The sequence below is a fragment of the Pseudomonas sp. ICMP 561 genome (genome assembly GCF_002699985.1).
Lineage (GTDB): Bacteria > Pseudomonadota > Gammaproteobacteria > Pseudomonadales > Pseudomonadaceae > Aquipseudomonas > Aquipseudomonas quasicaspiana.
The window spans coordinates 77,773-95,472 of record NZ_LKBT01000006.1 but is presented as its reverse complement, the minus strand read 5'-3'; the positions used below and the strand labels follow the sequence as shown (position 1 = coordinate 95,472).

Here is a 17,700-nt window from a genome sequence, read left to right as displayed (position 1 = left end):
TCTGCTTGCCTCCAAAATGCTCTTAACAGGGAAAGTATAGCCAGTTTCGAGGAGAGTTTATTTCGGAGGTCGCACACTAGTTTGTGTCATGCGTTGTTTGCGGCACTATTTTTCGTACAGGATCTAGGTAAGGCCGAACATTTTTAATGTTTCGGCTTATCTACTGCGCAGCGTCACTCCTTTGGTTTTAGTGGTATAAAGAAAGGCATTTCTTTTTCGGCATGGCCATGTCCATCAGGAGCGCGAGGTATAAATTCTCCGTCATTGCAATAGCCGCCAAGTGCCGCCATCTGCCCTATGAGTGCATAAACTTGCTGTGTAACTAAGCGCTCCTCTTTCGATATTTCGTCAGTGAAGCAATCAGCGGTCGGAGGCTTTAGACCTATATCTAAAGATGGTGGGGTGTGCGGGTTGCTACATGTCGAGTTGATCATGTTTTGAGTTAGTCCCTGCGCACCTTTGAAATTTGTACCAGAGATGTTGGCTTTTTCCAGTTTAGTGTTGTAAAGTTTTGAATCGGAGAAATTAGCATTTTTAAGCTCTGCAAACGTTAGGTCTGCATCTGAAAGGTCGGACTGTGAAAAGTCTGATCTAGAGAAGTCAGATCCATTGAGTGTGGCACTCTTAAAGCTTGACCATCTAACAATTGAGTCGGAGAAATCCGTATACAGCATATTGGATCGATCAAATATTGAACTATCGGCTGTGGCTCTCGCGTATGAGGAAGCATTGAGTTCGCTTTGCGTGAAGTTGGCCATATATAACTGTGATTCAATGAATTTAGCGCCAGTGCCTCTGATCCACTGGCCGTTCATTCGGCTTAGGTTCAACTTTGATAAATCTTGGCATCGCACGGTTGCACCTTCTAGATCCAAGCTGTCGAGAGGCAGTTTTGCCGCGCGGATCGCAGAGATAGACTCGGGAAAAGTTGGAGGGAGCGGTGCATTTCTTGCGGAGTAAACTACCCTAACAGACTTTTCCAGCAATGCCTCTGCTTCTGGCTTGTAAAAATACAAACCGCTCAGAGCGGTGCATCCTATTATTGCTGCTACAATTCCAAAAAATTTAAGACGATATTTTTTTCGGTCCAACCCTAGCTCTGTATCAAGCATTGCTTTAGCAGTTGAAACAGTCACGCACTTGTTTTCAATCATCCGGGTAGGTACGCCGGCTTTCGAAATAACGGATGTAAGAACATCTAGACCAGGTAAATCTAGAGTGCTGGCCTTTTCCACCCTTTGAAAAATCAACCTGCTTAAATTGTGCAGTTTGGATAATGAGAGCTTCTGTAGGTGAGGAAGCGAAAATAAATCTGATGCTAACCCTTCGCGAAAGTCTTCTAAGCTTCTACCTTTGATGAATTCCAATTTACAGATTATGCTAATTGTGGTTTTTGTTGATTGACCTATGGATGCTGATAGTTTGTCCAGCTCTTCAAGGTATGCAGGCTCTAAAGGGGTATCGGCAGAGTTTGCAATGGCTTCTTTCAATGACAACAAGCTAGTTTTCTGCCTGGGGCTATTTGGAGTTGACTCGGAAGGGAGGTAGGGGAGTGCATTTGAATATATGAAATAATTATCTATTTTGAGCCCCAGGCTGCCCTCAAGACGTCCAAATTTTGTGATTGCTTTGATGATCTCCTTGTCTCTCAATATCCATTTTTTAGTAGATTCCCTAGTTTTTACTTGAAAGACATCAAACTTTCCGTTGTGTTTTACGCCAAGTATGTCGTCATGGTGCTCAAACCAAAATTCTTTATAGGTGTTTCTTTTTATTGCTTCGCAAATTAGAGTAACTCCTGCCGCACTTTGATATGCATAGGCTCTGCGTACTTCGGGTGCGATATCCATCGAAAGCGTTGGATCCAAACCAAGTGCTACAACACTTTCTTCCAAATCATCATGTGACTTCAATGCGTGCTCTCCCATAATGATCAAAGTCTGAAGGTGCTACGAGTTGATTTCAAGAAGCTTCTGCTCAGAGCTGTAAAAAACTGACCCAGTTTTTGGGCCTCTAAAGGTGATTTTTGAAGGTCAAAGCAGTAATTGCAGGCATCTCAATAGATGAGTCAAGGCGTTCTGCAACGACGAGAGACTCCGTTGAAAAGCGGGACCTGTGAGGGCTTCTATGGGTGAATAAAACGTAACTGCCCCATGAACTAAACATGAACGCCGCCAAGTGATCCCGGGTTCTGTTCCCGATTTCTTTCTAGAGCCAATCCGCCATGACGCGACGCGACGCGAAGTCGAAAAAGTCTATCTTTACCCCTAGGCCCGTCGACTTCCGAAAATCCGTTGATGGCCTGGCTGCGCTGGTCGAGCTGGACATCAAGGTCGCCGTGTCCGATCCGGTGCTATTTGTCTTCCTCGTCAAGCCCGCAACCGCGTGAAAATTTTGTACTGGGATACGCCCACAGGCGCGAAGGCGAGCGCTCAACTTTACAGCTTGGAGGCCTGGGTTTCGCGCGCCAAGTTAGTCATGGCCGGCGATAAATCACAACCATCGACACGCGAAAATCCCCGCAGCAGGCATCCATGATCCGCATGGGCCGGCGCGCTCCAGAGGCCGGGAGCAACGAGTCGAAGAGGTCACCGAGCATGCGGGGGCCGCAGTAGTTTTCTTCAGATACATCGTTGTCATAATCGACTGACCAGGTTTCGTAATAATTCCTCAAACGCGAATGATTGAGCAGATGTTATGGCCCAACCCACTGGGCCCGTTCTTGGGGGTTGTGCAAATCAGTTTCGATACCCCATGATGATGGTAGCAAAGAGACAGCTTTAAATTTTCTCACGGTTTTGTACTGAGACTTCTGGCCGGAGGGCCGCATGGACGCGAACACTACTCCTCAATTGGGCAATTGCCACGACCCCCTTCAAGTGCCTGAACAGTTCGTAGTCCTTCCTCCTGAAGTGAGCGACGACTGGACCATGAGCATAAGCACCTATCAAAAAATCGCTAAGACGACGGATAAACTCCCGGATACGGGCTTGGAGCTTACGATCCTAGGCTTGTTCGGCGAGGTAGGTAGTCTGCTGAGCGCACTTAAGAAACGACAGCGTGATCGGGCGGCGTTCAAAAGGTACAACGCCATCATTCTCGAGGAGCTTGGCGATGTGCTTTGGTACTTTTCAAACCTCGCATCTCGTGCCCAACTCGATTTATCCACGCTTTCTCAACGGGTCTTCCGAGAAATCGAAGACTGGGACATCGTTGAACCTTCGGAGCCAAACCTTGTATTTGGTGACATGCAGAGTCGGGTTGAGAAGCCTGTCTCGGAAGAGGCCTTTAGCGCCCAAGTTCTGACGCTCGCGGGTTGCGTAGGCGACCTGCTAAACGATTTCAAGAACGACATGTTCACCAGAAACCGGGACAAGCTTTCGGCGCATCTGGTGGATATTTTCCGAGCACTGGTTGCTGCTGCAGACTCCGCCGGGGTGGATATGGATGCGGCTGCCCTTGGGAACCTCAAGAAAACGTTCAGCCGCTGGCCTGGGGAGATTACTTATCCCCCCCGAATTGATGAGGACATGCCAAAAAATGAAAGGCTGCCCTCGCATTTAGAGTTTTTCATCGCCGAAGAGAACATTGGCGGTAAGCAGTACGTCATTCAAAAGTGCAACAAGATCATCATTGGCGATCGCCTGACCGACAACAAAATGGAGCGCGACGACTATCGTTTTCACGATGTTTTCCACATCGCATTCGCGGTGCATCTAGGCTGGTCGCCTGTCCTAAGAGCTCTTCTTCACCTCAAGCGCAAAAGTGTTCCTGACCTCGACGAAAACCAAGACGGCGCTAGGGCCATCCTCATAGAAGAAGGTGTGGCCACGTTCATTTTTGGCCGCGGTCTTGAGTGTGATCTGTTTGAGGATGTCGATCACATCGACTACGACCTGTTGAAATCGATTCAAGAGTTCGTAAGAGGTTACGAAGTCGAGCGATGCGCCTTGTGGCAATGGGAGAAAGCGATCTTGGAAGGGTTTGATATTTTCCGGAAGCTCTCTACCTCCAGGAAAGGGTACATCACCGCTGACTTCGACAATCACACGATCAGCTTTCGCGAGGGAGACGACGAAGAGTGAAAGTCGTCAGGTGGGCTGAGTATTGAGCGGCATTACGACATGCCGGTCCTTAGTCGTCGGTACGAACTACAGACTCTGGCCACGACCACCGATCACTGTTGATCAGAAACAAAAACAACCGATACCAGGCAGTAGTTAGGGGGGCCAATCATGAGCAGTCAAAAAGCGTGCGTCGTATTCACGACAGGAATGGACGCGGAAGCGCAGTCAGTATCTCAGCAGCTTGCCGAGGAAGGCTTTGACGTTTGCATAGCGGAGGCTGAGCAGGAAGTCGTGGAAGCAGCGCAGGCGGCCGGGGCTATACCCGAAGAAATCAAAAGCTGCATCGACAATGCAGCCATCTGCATTTTTCTGATCCCGGAAGAAGGCTATGACTGCCTGACAGCCGCAGCGGGCCACGCAGGGGCGTCAGGTAAAAAAATTGTTGCTGTTGCCGAAAATGTTGAATCCCTACCGCAAATATTCGATGACATCGCCAGCTCTGTGCTCACCATCGACAGTCCGCAATTGAAAGATGTGATCCAGGGCAAGCAGGTCTGGGAGCAGGCTGATGGCGCCCCGAGCCCTAAACGAGATATTGACCGGGTCAAGTGTCAATGAGCCCAGTCCCAAAGGTCTTCTCGTACAAGCTGGTGAGGGATTATGGCTTCGCACCAAACCCATTTCATGGCATCTGCACGCTGGGAACATGCAAACCTCAAATCAGGAAGGCTGCCCGAGTAGGCGATATTGTGGTTGGCTGTGGCAGCGTAGGACTGAACCTGCCGGAAAAACTCATTTTTGTAATGAGGGTCTCTCAGAAGCTTTCGTTTCAGGAATACTGGGAGGACGAGAGGTTCAGAATAAAACGGCCCGATTTGTACTCAAGCAAGAGCATGGCGTATGGGGACAACATTTATCACGTCGTGAACGATTCATGGGTCCAGGAAGACTCCCATCACAGCTTTGACGGCGGACTTATCAACCAAGCAAACCTGGTAAGGGATCTTGGCTCCGACAATGTGCTTATCGGAGAAGAGTTCGTTTATTGGGGAGCCAATGCGGTGGAGATACCCGCTTACCTGCGTAACTTCCAGGGCGAAGATCTGTACCCTCCAGCACGGAACTACCGATGCACGTTTTCGGAAGCGTTTAGGGTTGAGGTGGACACCTGGTTTAAATCGCTTCCTACCCGAGGCTTTCGAAGCCGGCCAGCCTCATGGCGATAACGCTCGGGGGGAACGCTAAATCGAGCTCGATCCCGCCGCCCTTCGCTGACACTCATATGCGTTGCAGGCTGAAACTGAGGTGTACTTCACCGTAACTGTAACGTCGAATCAGCACGCGCAAGCTCTAGCGCTGCTTGCACACCGTCGTCGGTGCGAAGGAAATTCGCTGGTGTGGTCGTGAGTGATGTCTCATCTCGTGAGTAATGAGGACGGAGCTCGCTCGATGATCATTGAGGAAGGTTTTGCAACCTGGCTTTTTACCACGTTAAGGCTCACATCATCTATATCCGAATCAGATAAGGCACTCGTGGTTACGGCATCCTCAAGCTGATCAAGAGCACGGCGGACTGCTATGAGATTGAGAAATTCGAGCTCTGGCTGTGGGAAAAAGCCATACTGACGAGCTTTTAGATCTCCCGAAACGTATAAACACACTGCGGCGGCATTGTGATCGTCGGCGTGATTCCGCACATCATGCGTTTTGAACCTCCTGTAAAGAACGAGCAGCAATGACCCCTACAGCCTTCGTGAATGCCCTGTCTAAATTGAAGCTGGACAACGTATTCAACCCATACGCTGACAAGTGTCCGGTCCACGACCGCTCTGACGCCGTATCGGCGCGTCGTTGCAATCTTCGTGGCTATTTGAACGCCGCCGTAGAGATTGGCGTGGACACGATTTGGATGGGGCGCGACCTCGGCTACCGTGGCGGGCGACGGACAGGACTTGCACTTACGGATGAATACCATCTCTCCGAGATGACACAGAGATATCCGGGCTCAAATTTTAAGCAAGCGACCGTTGGTCCGGCGCTCGCAGAACGTACGGCCTCTGAAATCTGGTCAGTATTGCGAGCGGTTGATCTCCCGCCCCTGTTGTGGAACGTCTTCCCTTTTCATCCCCATGAGCCAGGAAATCCGTTCACCAACCGCAAGTTCACGGCCCGTGAACTCCAGCAGGTTGACGTACTGAATGAAATGCTGATCAAGTGGCTGAAGGTTCGCCGCGTGGTTGCGATTGGGCAGGATGCATTCAATTACGCCAGCCGGTTCGGTGTTGAGGTGGTTGCGATTCGTCATCCCAGCTACGGCGGCATCAAGGACTTTCGCAATGGAATGAGTGCACTCTACGATATACCGGTCGAGGTGCTCAATCCCAAGCGACAGGCTTCACTTTTCTGAAGCTGGTCAGCATGCATCTTGAGTATTTTTTAGTAGAACGAGTGCTATCAGGCTATTCACATCCGGGGAGGATGGGGGGCAGTACACGTCAGCATCCTGCAATCAAAGCCTGACTCGACTCCCACAAATCGGTGGGTTAGAACTGTGGCCGGAACTGGCGCTGCTTGTATGAATGTGGACGAAGTTTTTGTAAGTAAAGACATTTAAGTTGGCCCTAGCGCACTTTTATTAAGTGCACTAGGGAGGGGCGAACTAACGATCTACTGTAGTTTTAGCTCGATTTGATCGAGAAGGAAGCGAATATCCTCCGGCATTTGAGACGATTTGAATTTGCAAGTAACGTTACGCAAGTGGTCTTTCGTTATTTGTAACCTGTCGATCCATAGTGCCATAAGAAACTCTAGAGCGGCTTCACCTTGATCGTTTTCGTGATTCTCTATTACGGAAATGAGTACGTCAGTCATCTTTTGGCTGAAATCGTTATCTATTGAATAGTTTAGCTCTGTAGGTGTGGCAGCGCGGAGCAGGCAGGCTTGAATCACACCATCGTTATATCTGTCAAAGCAGGCTGGACTAATAACGGTAGAATGATAGATGCTTGCCAATCCATTCTCGTCTGGTTTAGCTCTTAGATCATGCAGAATAGATTGAATTGTCCAGTAAACGTCAGCTTGTGTTGCTTGTTGATTGTCAATATTCAGGCCCGACCAAAATGCGAACGTATTTCTGAGTTTAAGTGTGTCACCAGAAGTGGTTTTCAAGAACAAGTCATTTGAGCCTTCTGCCTCTCCCGTTAAGGCGACGACCCTTTCTGTCAGAGCTGCTGGTAACTCTACGGTTTCCCCCGAAAGCTGATCACCTGCAAATTTACTAAGGTGAAACTCCTCGGCATCCCAAGCTGTTTTGATTTGGGCGACAATGCGCGGTAGTGGGCATTCGCGTAGGATAATTAGGGTATGCCCGCCAAGCTGTAGGTCTTTTCGCAATTGATCCAATATGTCCATGCTTGGTACTTTGGAAAAGCCCACTAGGTAAAGGATCGACGAGGATTTGGCAATACAACGAAGCCTGCGAGACGCGTCCAAGAGCTTGCGGCCAGAAGTGATCGCTCCAGCTACGACCACCACAGATGCGGCATCGTTTAAGGAGTCCCCAACTAAGTCTGCCATCCTACTCCAGGTAATATTTTCGTTGTTACTTACGATTGATTTTAGTGACTCCATAAGTGCGGTCGAGCCAGGATCATCTAAAGCAATGACTTTTCCAACGTCACGGGAAAAGTATTTTTTTATGGCTTTTTCAAATTCGCCGCTGAATTCTTCTGTTGGGGCTTGAAGATACAAGCCAACATCTACATAAAAGTGTTCCTTGGAGTCGGCTCTAATATCTGAAGCTTTCCTCCACTGGAGCAACCCTTTCGCCGCAAAGTCCTCGAAAAATTTAGCCCGTTTGCCTGTGAAATCGGTTTTCTTTATTATCAGCTGAGCATTTGTGGGAGTCTCAGGAAGAAACTGATCGCCTACGATTTTTATGAGCCTAGAACCGCGAGCGCAATCAGCGCAATCTTCAGGTTTGGCTGATGATACCTCAGCGGGAATGGCATCTTTAACATCGTATATGCCGATCTGATCTCCGATAAGCTTGCTGTAGAAAAGGGTTACTACTTGACTGTTCGGAAACGTTGTTCCGTTCAATATTTTTGAAGCTAAGCCACCGCTGGTAGTTGCGGAAATCAAAACCAGACTTTCAGGAGCCTCTACGAAATCGAAGCTTTGATTTACGGCAGTGTATGACTCATAACTCTCGATCAGAGGCACGCGCCCACCGTATCGGCCTGACATAAGAACGGCTTTGCAAACTAAATAAGAAATGGAGGACGTGTCAACGTATATTCTATTTGGTTGTGGTTCAAGTAATGGGAGTAAAGATATAGCTAAAAAGGCGACTTCTTCACCAGCTACGAGTAAATTTGATGCGCGAATGAATGCATTGCAGTGGTCGTTAGAGGGCTTTAAAAAATGAAAGTTTGGTGAGGATGAAATAAGGCCTTGCCTTGTCTTGAAAATTCTTAGCATTCCTGCCTGAAGAATGTTGTTCTTCAAGGTAAGGGAGACGGGGCTTTCATCCCTGCAGAAAAAAAACTCGCCCGAGGGATTAAAAAATATGGGTATAAATTTTTGCGCTGGGTCGCCTACAAACGAGTCGAACTCACTCATAAGTGACGTATCGTTAAGCAAGTTGAGCAATGTGTTCCGCTGCGAGTCTGTACTAAGCACGTATACAGCACTCGGAAGCAGATTGTTTTCTACATCTGCTTTAATTGTTTTAATGATTTGATCTGGAACTACAGTTGTCGTGCAGGAGATTAATAGCGCCGGTCTGGATTCTCTGTGTTCAAAGCGAAATGCGAAGCACTGGCTCATTGCTTTTCCTCCAGCGGTATCAGAAATGTCACCGATACGCCGACCACTGGTAGCATTGGTGTGAGTTCAGCCTGTGCAGGCTGTTCTGTTGTCCAGTCAAAGAATTCACAAGGGTCGTCGGGCACATAAGGCTGAGTGACAAAATCACGGTAAAGTGAAAGTCGTCCGCTTCTAACTCGCATGAATCCATTTAGCTTGGTTAGCCGATCCATAACTACAGGAAGTCCATGCCCTTTGTTTACATTGGCTGAGGATGTTTGTCGTGAAGTAAAACACCTCTTCAAGATAGAGTACTCATGATTGATGTTGTCGTTTGTTTCTTGATCGGACTGGTCGGACTGATCAGCGCACCAGCGCTTATAGTAGCCGAGCCCTGAGTCAATAATGCTAATCTCAATAAATCGTCTTCTATTGGTTTGATTGTTTTGAGATTGCAGGTAAAGCGATAGTCCTTTCTCTGTCTGGGCTCTTTTATCTATCGCTGCCTTGGGTAGATTTATCCCGTTACTATAAATTACGCGCTGCCCGGGCTTTAGCCAATCGCTACGAGTTTTGTCTTTAGTGCCGTGTTCATGGCTATTCATGAATAGTTCGAAAAAGATTCTGCCAAGATGGCTCATGTCTTCTTCAGCTAGCTGTTTGGTTGCGCCCATAATATCTATAGATTTGTTGACCATAGATCGAATTACTGTTTCTATTTGGGCAAGTTGTCGTGGTTGTGGTTTCTCATTCTGTGGGTGTGTATAGAAATTCTTGTCGAACCCTTTTGTACTGTGATCCACAAAGGCAAACCAGCAAAGCGGCCCACGCTGCTGGCCGAACTTACTCTTGCCTTGCCCCTCAATAATCTCGCTGGCGGCCCTGTTTACTATAGGGCGTAAGTCTGTTGAAGCGTTAGAGTCAGTTATTCTTTTACTCAGCATAGATGCACAAAATTTGTGTGGTTTGCTTACCACTTCTCTAACCAGATCATCCGCATCTGCCGGGTTACCACCAACGATAATTTCTCTGTACTCACGGGATCGGCCCCAGGTATTAATGGCTTGGATAGCGGCAGCGACACCGCCGAAATGTGAGTTACTGACTTCGACCGGGAGGTATAGAGGGTCTTCTTGGGGTGCATCCGCGAGCTTAGCGATGAACTCCTCGCAGCTATCAATCGTCAGGTCTGTGGAAAAATTCAGCGCCATCTGTACCTCTGATCTATTTGGGAAATAGCTCGATTGAGCGGGTCCGTAGGTTTGGTCCGTGGCTGGAAAGGGTAACGGCTCTATTCAGCATGGGCGGTGTCGGGATGGAAAGCTAGGACTTGGGGCCCTCATCATCGGGATCTGGGCCGTCATCAGGAACAATCGGGTCAGCGATATCAGGGGGTAATTGGGCGTGCTGCGGAGCATCGGATGCCGCAGGCGAAAACCAGTAATTTGAAGGCTATCACTTCCTCTTGAAGAAAATGCTTGACCCGCCTTTGCTGGATAGGACACAAGAACTTCCCGGTAATACCTCGGCCGAGGGAATCGATCAGATGATTAACCTTCTGGGAATCCGGCTCCTAGAAAATCTTCACTCCCTTGGTACCGTAAATCAGCATCAACAATCCATTGCTAAGCGCCGTTGATAGCGGGAGTAAACTCCCCCCCTTCCATCGAAAGGATAGATTTTAACGCCCTACCGCCATCAACTGTGCATACGCCGCCAGCGTTTATGCCGGAGTTACATTATCGGCTCTAACTTGAAACTCCAATTTCACAGAGGTGCAAGATGATCCATATTTCACCCCGCTTTGCACCTCGATGACTTTCACCAAAACACAACCTTGATCTGAAAGGAACGACACGATTCCTCCTTCTGGAACAATCACTTGTTGCTGGTAGTCTAAAGCAGTCGCATCATCAATTTGACTGAAGTTACTAGCGTACCTAGCAATGGCAACCTTATATCCGCGCCATGCGTAAGCATTTATTTGCTTTATACCTATGAGTGTCCATCGGGTCCTAATACTCCTTGGATCAGTGGCGCTGAAGAAAATTTCAAATTCGCCATCCTGAAGCGTGTAGTCGAACCTATGCCGTCCAGTGGGGCCTACTCCCCGTCTAAATTTTTCAACGAACCCGGAGTTCAAATCATCGATTATCTTTCTCAGGTCTGGATCAAAGTCTCGTAGGGTGACACCCGCTTCGATAAGGGCCAACCAGCCTTTCCGGTTTATTTGCGGATTTGGGTCGTACGATCCGATGACGACGCTGTGCACATTCAAATCTGCCAGCAAGGCAGAACACGGCTGTTTTTTTGATCTTACCTCTACACATGGCTCCAGAGTCGTATAGATAGTCGCGCCGGCCAGAGATAGGCCTTTGGCCGTGGCTGCCTCAACAGCAACTCTTTCGGCGTGGACACGGTCGCGGCGATGACCAACTGAAAGTATTTCCCCGTTTTTAACTACTACAGCCCCTACCTTTGGGGTCCCCTCGCACCGCTGCATTTCTTCAATCGCCTGCTCCATGAATTCACGATCTTCGGACTGCCGATGAAATGAGGGGATTATTTCGTCCTTCATATTATTGCTCTCTAATAGCTCCGTTCAGGTGAGGCTGATTATCCATCAGCATCCGCCGCCAATACTACGCGTCAAAATCGGGTGTGATGGCCAGGCAGACTGTCTATCCATCAATCATTCGGCGTGTGTTTGCCTCTGAGTCGGCCGTAGCCAAACCCTCCGACCCAGCGATCTTTGATCGCGCCGATCGGAGGGTTCACCCGCTCTTTCTCGAAGCCGACTCATTCCACCCTCCCATTTCAAATGTGATTAGCGCCACATCTTCTTTTACCCGAGTAATTGCCCGGGATCTCTATCGAGCGCAATGCAGTTTCAGCGTCAGAGCGGAGCTTGTCGTAGGCCTATGGCTAGAGAGGTGGCGACAGCGGCGACACCGGCGACAACCCATGCAGAACGGGGTCTTGCGCGTGGCGACAGAAGTGGCGACAGTCGCCACTTTTTTCGCGCTTTGGCCGTAACGCTTGACCGTCTTTTCGAGCGGGTATAAAAATTGGCGCACGGATCGCTGTCGTTGACAGCACCTGCCCAGGTAGCCAGAACTTTTAAGGCTACGCCACTAGCGTGGTGGTTCTTCCCCAAGTGCGATTAGCGTCCGGCGGCTCGCACGGTCACTCCTCTAGAGTGATGGATGCCTACTCAACCAATCTGTTCACTGCGGCAGACGATGGACCTACCTCGCTGCGTTGCAGCAACCTCACCTCTCGGCAGACTTCGCTGCGCCAGACCGCGCCCGTCTCTTTCTCCTGGAAAGAGACGGGCGTTCATACCACTGCTGCAAGCCACGTCGAACAAGGCACTGCCGCAACTCTCCCCGTGACAATCGGCCTGACAAAACCGATTCGTCGCCATCCGCAACGACACAGGCACCGGTGCCGCAGCCTATGGACAGGCTGCACCTGACTGACAGTCAGGCATGCCCTAGATGTCTAGGTCTTTGCCTTCTCTCACCCAGGATATCTAGGTGCCGAACTCGTCAGTCGGCACAGCCTCCACCCGTCCGCATCTTTGAATGCGTCTAAGGAGGCCAGATTCTTGGGTTCATGCCCTTGCTCCCGGTCGTAAGGAGCCGTTCGTTCCGCGTCAGTGAACACCTCACAGGCCGCAGGGGCCTTGATCCCTGATAACACTCAACAGCCGTGGCGGGACTACGTGAGGACAACCAGCAATGATCGAGGAGAGGGCCCATGCAGCAGTTAGATCCGAAGCTTGAACTACCACGACCACCCCGACCGTTGATTGAGTCGAACCCCGTGCCCCAGCCTTATCCGGTGCAGGCACTGGGTGGGATTCTTGGGCCTGCGGTTGAGCGCATGGCCGAGGTCATCGGCGTGCCCCAAGCACTGGCCGCGCAATCGGTGTTGGCCGCCTCGGCCCTGGCAACTCAAGGTCATGCGGGCTTACAACTCGACGGGAGAAATTATCCCCTGTCGTTGTACCTGATCACGGTGGCTGCGTCCGGTGATCGCAAGACCGCGGCAGACCGATCCGCACTGCTGCCAGCGCGCCAATGGGAGCGTGAACAGTGGCAACACTATCGTGAACAGCTCTCCCGGTACCGTGCCGCACAGCGACAAGCGCAGCGTATCAATCCTGCCGATCCCGCCCCCACAAACAGCGTACCGCTCGAAGCGGAGCCTTCGGCCCCTCGGCTGATCACCACAGACCCGACGATCGAGGCCCTGATCAAGGGGCTCTGCCATGACTTGCCGAGCATGGGGCTGTTCTGTGACGAGGGCGGACAATTCCTTGGCAGCAGCACCATGAGTCGGGACAACCGTTTGAAAGCGGTCACGACCTTGTCGTCACTCTGGGACGGTAGCCCGATTGATCGTGCTCGCTCTATGGCAGGCGAAAGCCTACGAGCCTATGACCGACGCCTGAGCCTGCACCTGATGCTGCAACCGTATTTGGCCATGCAGTTACTCAGTGACCCGTTGCTGCAGGGGCAAGGCATTCTAGGGCGCTGCTTGATGACCTGGCCCACCAGTCTAGCCGGGCAACGTAGCTACCAGGCTGTCGACTTGTCCAAAGACGCCGCCCTCAAGCGCTATCATCACCGCCTTTCGGCTCTGTTTTATCAGCCTTGGTCACTTTCCGCTGACGGAGCCTTGCAGCTGTCAAAGCTGAGCCTCAGTCCGCTGGCGCGTCGTCGCTGGATTGATTTGCATGATGCTATCGAAGCTCAGCTGGGGGAGTTTGGCGAGCTGGCCAGCGTACGGCCCAGCGGATCAAAGGCCGCCGATAACCTGCTGCGCGTCGCCGGCATTCTTGCAGCTGTGGAGGAGAGCAGCGTCGTGGAGGTCGACCATATCCAACGGGCCTCCGCTTTAGTCGGCTACTACCTCACCGAGATCCAGCGCCTGACTGAGCAGGAGCCAGTGTGTCGAGTAAAAGAGGAGGCAGACCGGCTGCTGCGATGGCTACAGGTCAAAGATTGGAAGCGTTTCAGTATTCGTGAATTGAATCGCAACGGTCCCCGCTTTGCCCGCAAGAGCAGTCGTCATGCCGCCAAGCTGCTGGTCGAGTTGATTGATCATCAGTGGTTGATCACCGATGGCCACACCTTCGAGGTGCGCCATGTTTAATCTTGATGAAGCGCTGCGCAACCATCTGGCACAGCGTCAAAAGGAGCCCAAAGCGCGATTTGTCGCCGCTACTGTCGCCACTTTGTCGCCACGCTCAAAACCAAGCAGGACGAGGGTTGTCGCCGCTGTCGCCAGTGTCGCCACCACCCATAAAGCTATCGCCTCTACGACAGCCATTATTCAATGGTTGAAAGAGGAGGGTGCGCATCTTTACGTCACCGACAACACGCTGTGTTTTCGCCCGACTGATTGGGCTCAGTTCGCGATTGTAAGTGCGCACTGGCGAGCCCTTTTGCATGATCTCGCGGCAGTCGATCAGGAACAGAAAAATGGCTCGGGTCGGTAAGCGAGCCGGGCGCAATTTCGGCTTCGGTCGCCAGCTTAGCTATGCTGGACCGCAAGCACTGAAAGACCTGTTTGGCGACGGCCATTTTGCTACCGTCAAAGCCCATAGTGATCGCTGGCAGGCGTTCGTGCATTGGTGTCGATCCGATGAAGGACCGAGGGTCAATGACGCGCGCCAGATAGACCGCGAGATCCTCATGCGGTACGCCGTCCACGTGCGGGAGCAGGTTGATCAGGGCAACGTCGGCATTGCCACCGCGCAGAACCGACTGTCCAGCGTGAACCGAACGATGGCCGCGCTGCGCGGTGATCAGTACGTCAAAATCCCGAGTCCGAGTAAGGCGCTGGGCGTGCAGCGCTCAAGCGTGCGTAGTGAGGCTTCGCAAGGCCAAGACCGTGCGCAGGTCGAGTTGATCGCACGGGCGCTGTCAGATCGTCAGCAATCGAGGGTGAGTGCCATTGTGCTCCTCGCCCGTGAGACTGGTATGCGGCTGCGCGAAGCGATCCTGGCCGATCTGCCCCGACTGCAACGTGAGGTTCGGCAACTGGGCAAGATCAACATCCAGGATGGCACCAAAGGTGGTCGATCAGGGGCCTCGGCACCGCGCTGGATTACGGTAACGGATCAAGTTCGCGATGCCCTGGATTGGGCCAGCGCGAACTCACCCAATGGCAGCCGGAATTTGTTGGCGCCCGACGAAAGCTACAAAGACTTTATGCAGGCAGTTGTGCGACCGGCACGGGACATCCTGCATGAGCATGGATTGAAAGGTTTTCATGAGCTGCGGGCGGCTTACGCCTGTGAGCGCTATGAGCAACTAGTCGGCTTTCCTGCACCCGTTAATGGTGGTCGTGTTCATCAAGAGGATCGAGCACTCGATCAGCGAGCCCGTAAGCAGATCAGCCACGAGTTGGGACATAACCGCATCGATGTGGTGAGTGCCTACATCGGAGGTCAGCGATGACGGCCGAGTTCGACATAGCGTTGTTCCTGCGCCCCGTGCTCAAAGGTGCACATGCCACGCAGCAGCGGCACATCAGGCAAGCAGAAAGGATGCACGAGGTGATTCGTGAACGCTGGGGTTGCGCGACTCCCTGGTCCTGGAGAGAAAAGCACGTGAGATGGTTTCTGGAGCACTATTTGCGATGCTCAGCTCCAGCTACCATCTACTACTACGAGTTAACAGCAGGGTTGATCCGCCGTAGAAAGGCAAAAGTCGTGGTTGCCTGATAGACCTTTAAGCGTGAGCCCCTGAGTATGGGAATGCGGAGCCTTCCCATACTCAGGGGCTTGGCTGAAGAGGCGCAGGCATACCAGAGATCTGGCCACTGTCGTCACTCCTTTCGTCCTACTACACGACACGGATCGTAGCCGGTGGCGCGTACCTTTTGGATGTTCAGCGAATCGGTACGACGTTGCGATCTCTGGTTTGATTGATGGCCGATGCCGACAGGCTGCCGGTGGCCGCCTTCTGGATATGTTCACTCCACCAAGCCATCATCGGACGCCGGCGTTCGATGTAGTCCGTCCTGTTGTAGGCGCTACGAACTTCGTCCTTGTCGACATGCGCCAGCGCGACCTCGATCAGTTCCGGATCCCAGCCATGCTCATTCAGGATGGTGCTCGCCATCGAGCGCAAGCCGTGGCTGACTAGACGGTCCTGAAAGCCCATGCGCTTCAACGCCATGTTGGCGGTCTGGCTATTGGCATGGGTGCGGGGATTTCTATCTGAGGGGAACACGTACTCTCTGTTACCACTGAGTTGCTTGAGCGTCTCCAGTAACGACAGTGCCTGATCGGTAAGGGGGATTGTGTGCGGGCGACGCTTTTTCATGCGCTCTGGCGGAATGGTCCAAATGCGCTTGTCGAAGTCGATATCTGCCCATCGTGTGGTAGCTGCTTCGGCAGGGCGGGTCATCGTGTGCAGTTGCCATTCGATCAGGCAGCGGGTCGTGCGCTTGATGCTGGCGTTCGCGATTTCCATCATGAGCTCGGGAAGCTCCTCAGGTGGTAGCGCAGCCATGTTCTCTTTCTTGGGTTTCTTGAACACCGCCCGAATTCCATTGAGGGGGTTCGCGAATATCAGCCCGGAGTTGACCCCGTAGGTCATAATTTCGTTGAGTCGTTGGCTCAATCGTTTCACGGTTTCGAGGCTCCCCTTGGCCTCGATCGTACGAAGGATCTTGATAACCATCGGAGCAGTGATTTGAGAGAGCGGCGTTGTTTTCATACTTGGGAAAACATGAAGCGTCAGCGATCTCCAAATGTCTTCGGCGTAGGCTTTGGTTACGGAGTCTTTCTTCAGCTCGAACCAGGCCGTGGCCACCTTCTCGAAAGTGTGTTCAGTCTCAGCAAGTTTGGCTTGCCTTACCTCATCACGCTGGGTTTTGGGATCAGTGCCCAAAGCGAGCAGCTCACGTGCCTCTGCGGCTTTCTTCCGGGCGTTGGCTAGCGAGAGGTCAGGGTATGGACCAAGCGCCATGTTGATACGGCTTCTGGTCAGCGGCTCGCGGTAATTGAAATTCCACATCATCGAGCCGCTGGCGCGTACTCGAAGCTGCAAGCCATCGCCGTCGCTGAGGACGAAGTCTTTACCAGTTGCCTTGACCGCCTTGAGCTGGCGATCGGAGAGGCGGGTTGCGTTAGTAGGCATGGGGCTACCTCCAGCACCGTTTTGGTATCCTGAAAATAGCATTTGGCGGTCCGGGATACCACCTGGGATACCAAAGCGGCTGGAACTCCGAAATTCTCCAAAGCTCCCATAAGCGCTGAAGCCCCTGTATTTACTGGATTTCAGGCACAAAAAAAGACGTCCGTGGACGTCTTTAGATGTTGAAGTGGTGGAGCCGGGGGGATTTGAACCCCCGTCCGCCAGTACTCCGCTGTCGGTCCTACATGCTTAGCCGTGTCTATTAAGTTAACCCTCAGCGACCCGACGGGCAGGGTGCTTTGGGCGAGCTGTGTAAGTTTTAGCCGATTCGTCCACAGCGTACTGCACGGCGATTCTGTTCTATATGACAATCACTTCGGGTTTACAGACATCCCCTAATGATTGCTGGAGCCGAAGCTACCAGAAGTGCGGGCTAGGCTGCTTACGCAGCTAGTTGAGCACCGTAGTTATCGTCATTGGCAACTATAGAAAGTTGCAACAGTGGATTTACGACTTCTGTTACCAAGTCGGCATGCACCTAAAGTTTCATCACCGGCGTCGAATCCTAATCGGCCCCAGGTGACTGCTTTCGCAGTCAGGCCGCGGAGTGTACTCCAATGAGCTCCTCGCGTCGACCTTCTGACGCATCCGTTTTCGGCCAGCCA

At 51.7% G+C, this 17,700-nt stretch carries 14 protein-coding genes and 1 other RNA gene; 9 read left to right on the top strand and 6 right to left on the bottom strand.

Translation table 11 applies throughout. The annotated features are described in order from the left end of the window. Positions 1-173: 173 nt before the first annotated feature. Positions 174-1,913 (bottom strand): dsDNA nuclease domain-containing protein, encoded by a 1,740-nt coding sequence (locus tag AO242_RS06640; protein WP_176560581.1) that lies wholly within the window; start codon positions 1,911-1,913, stop codon positions 174-176. Between the two features lie 311 nt (positions 1,914-2,224). Here AO242_RS06640 and tnpB point away from each other — a divergent pair, with 311 nt between their 5' ends. The 5 genes from tnpB (at position 2,225) to AO242_RS06610 (ending at position 6,474) form a co-directional block, all read left to right on the top strand. Next, positions 2,225-2,389 (top strand): IS66 family insertion sequence element accessory protein TnpB, encoded by a 165-nt coding sequence (tnpB, locus tag AO242_RS06635; protein ID WP_257153388.1) that lies wholly within the window; start codon positions 2,225-2,227, stop codon positions 2,387-2,389. Positions 2,390-2,828: 439 nt separating this feature from the next. Further along, positions 2,829-4,085, top strand: a complete 1,257-nt coding sequence (locus AO242_RS06630) for a nucleoside triphosphate pyrophosphohydrolase family protein (protein ID WP_099268137.1) — start codon at positions 2,829-2,831, stop codon at positions 4,083-4,085. A 150-nt stretch (positions 4,086-4,235) separates the two neighbouring features. Continuing rightward, positions 4,236-4,685, top strand: a complete 450-nt coding sequence (locus AO242_RS06625; protein ID WP_141562190.1) for a hypothetical protein — start codon at positions 4,236-4,238, stop codon at positions 4,683-4,685. Next, a complete protein-coding gene (locus AO242_RS06620; RefSeq protein WP_099268135.1) occupies positions 4,682-5,293 on the top strand; it encodes a hypothetical protein in 612 nt (203 codons plus the stop codon). Before AO242_RS06625 ends, AO242_RS06620 begins: the two co-directional genes overlap by 4 nt. Positions 5,294-5,802: 509 nt before the next feature. Continuing rightward, positions 5,803-6,474: a uracil-DNA glycosylase gene (locus AO242_RS06610; RefSeq protein WP_034154402.1), complete on the top strand. Its 672-nt coding sequence runs from the start codon at positions 5,803-5,805 to the stop codon at positions 6,472-6,474. Between the two features lie 260 nt (positions 6,475-6,734). Here the strand turns inward: AO242_RS06610 and AO242_RS06605 are convergent, their stop codons facing one another. From AO242_RS06605 to AO242_RS06595, 3 genes are all read right to left on the bottom strand, one after another. Then, positions 6,735-8,897: a hypothetical protein gene (locus tag AO242_RS06605; RefSeq protein ID WP_099268133.1), complete on the bottom strand. Its 2,163-nt coding sequence runs from the start codon at positions 8,895-8,897 to the stop codon at positions 6,735-6,737. Beyond that, positions 8,894-10,087: a hypothetical protein gene (locus AO242_RS06600; protein WP_099268132.1), complete on the bottom strand. Its 1,194-nt coding sequence runs from the start codon at positions 10,085-10,087 to the stop codon at positions 8,894-8,896. Before AO242_RS06600 ends, AO242_RS06605 begins: the two co-directional genes overlap by 4 nt. Before the next feature lie 512 nt (positions 10,088-10,599). Further along, positions 10,600-11,454 (bottom strand): deaminase, encoded by an 855-nt coding sequence (locus tag AO242_RS06595; RefSeq protein WP_099268131.1) that lies wholly within the window; start codon positions 11,452-11,454, stop codon positions 10,600-10,602. Between the two features lie 1,184 nt (positions 11,455-12,638). Here AO242_RS06595 and AO242_RS06590 point away from each other — a divergent pair. From AO242_RS06590 to AO242_RS29630, 4 genes are read left to right on the top strand one after another with little or no spacing between them, the layout of a single operon-like run. After that, complete coding sequence (locus tag AO242_RS06590) at positions 12,639-14,039, top strand: YfjI family protein (protein ID WP_099268130.1); 1,401 nt, start codon at positions 12,639-12,641, stop codon at positions 14,037-14,039. Next, the gene (locus AO242_RS06585) at positions 14,032-14,385 is read left to right on the top strand and encodes a hypothetical protein (protein ID WP_099268129.1); all 354 of its coding nucleotides are present in this window, start codon (positions 14,032-14,034) and stop codon (positions 14,383-14,385) included. Before AO242_RS06590 ends, AO242_RS06585 begins: the two co-directional genes overlap by 8 nt. Next, entirely contained in the window at positions 14,369-15,349 is a 981-nt protein-coding gene (locus AO242_RS06580; RefSeq protein ID WP_099268128.1) for an integrase domain-containing protein, read from the top strand. The genes AO242_RS06585 and AO242_RS06580 overlap by 17 nt, the downstream gene beginning before the upstream one ends. Further along, complete coding sequence (locus AO242_RS29630) at positions 15,346-15,615, top strand: hypothetical protein (RefSeq protein WP_099268127.1); 270 nt, start codon at positions 15,346-15,348, stop codon at positions 15,613-15,615. The genes AO242_RS06580 and AO242_RS29630 overlap by 4 nt, the downstream gene beginning before the upstream one ends. 166 nt (positions 15,616-15,781) lie before the next feature. On the opposite strand, the gene AO242_RS06570 is transcribed toward AO242_RS29630, so the two are convergent. Both AO242_RS06570 and ssrA read right to left on the bottom strand, forming a co-directional pair. After that, a complete protein-coding gene (locus AO242_RS06570; protein ID WP_099268126.1) occupies positions 15,782-17,038 on the bottom strand; it encodes an integrase domain-containing protein in 1,257 nt (418 codons plus the stop codon). Between the two features lie 185 nt (positions 17,039-17,223). Further along, positions 17,224-17,612, bottom strand: a transfer-messenger RNA (tmRNA) gene (gene ssrA / locus AO242_RS06565). Between the last annotated feature and the right edge of the window lie 88 nt (positions 17,613-17,700).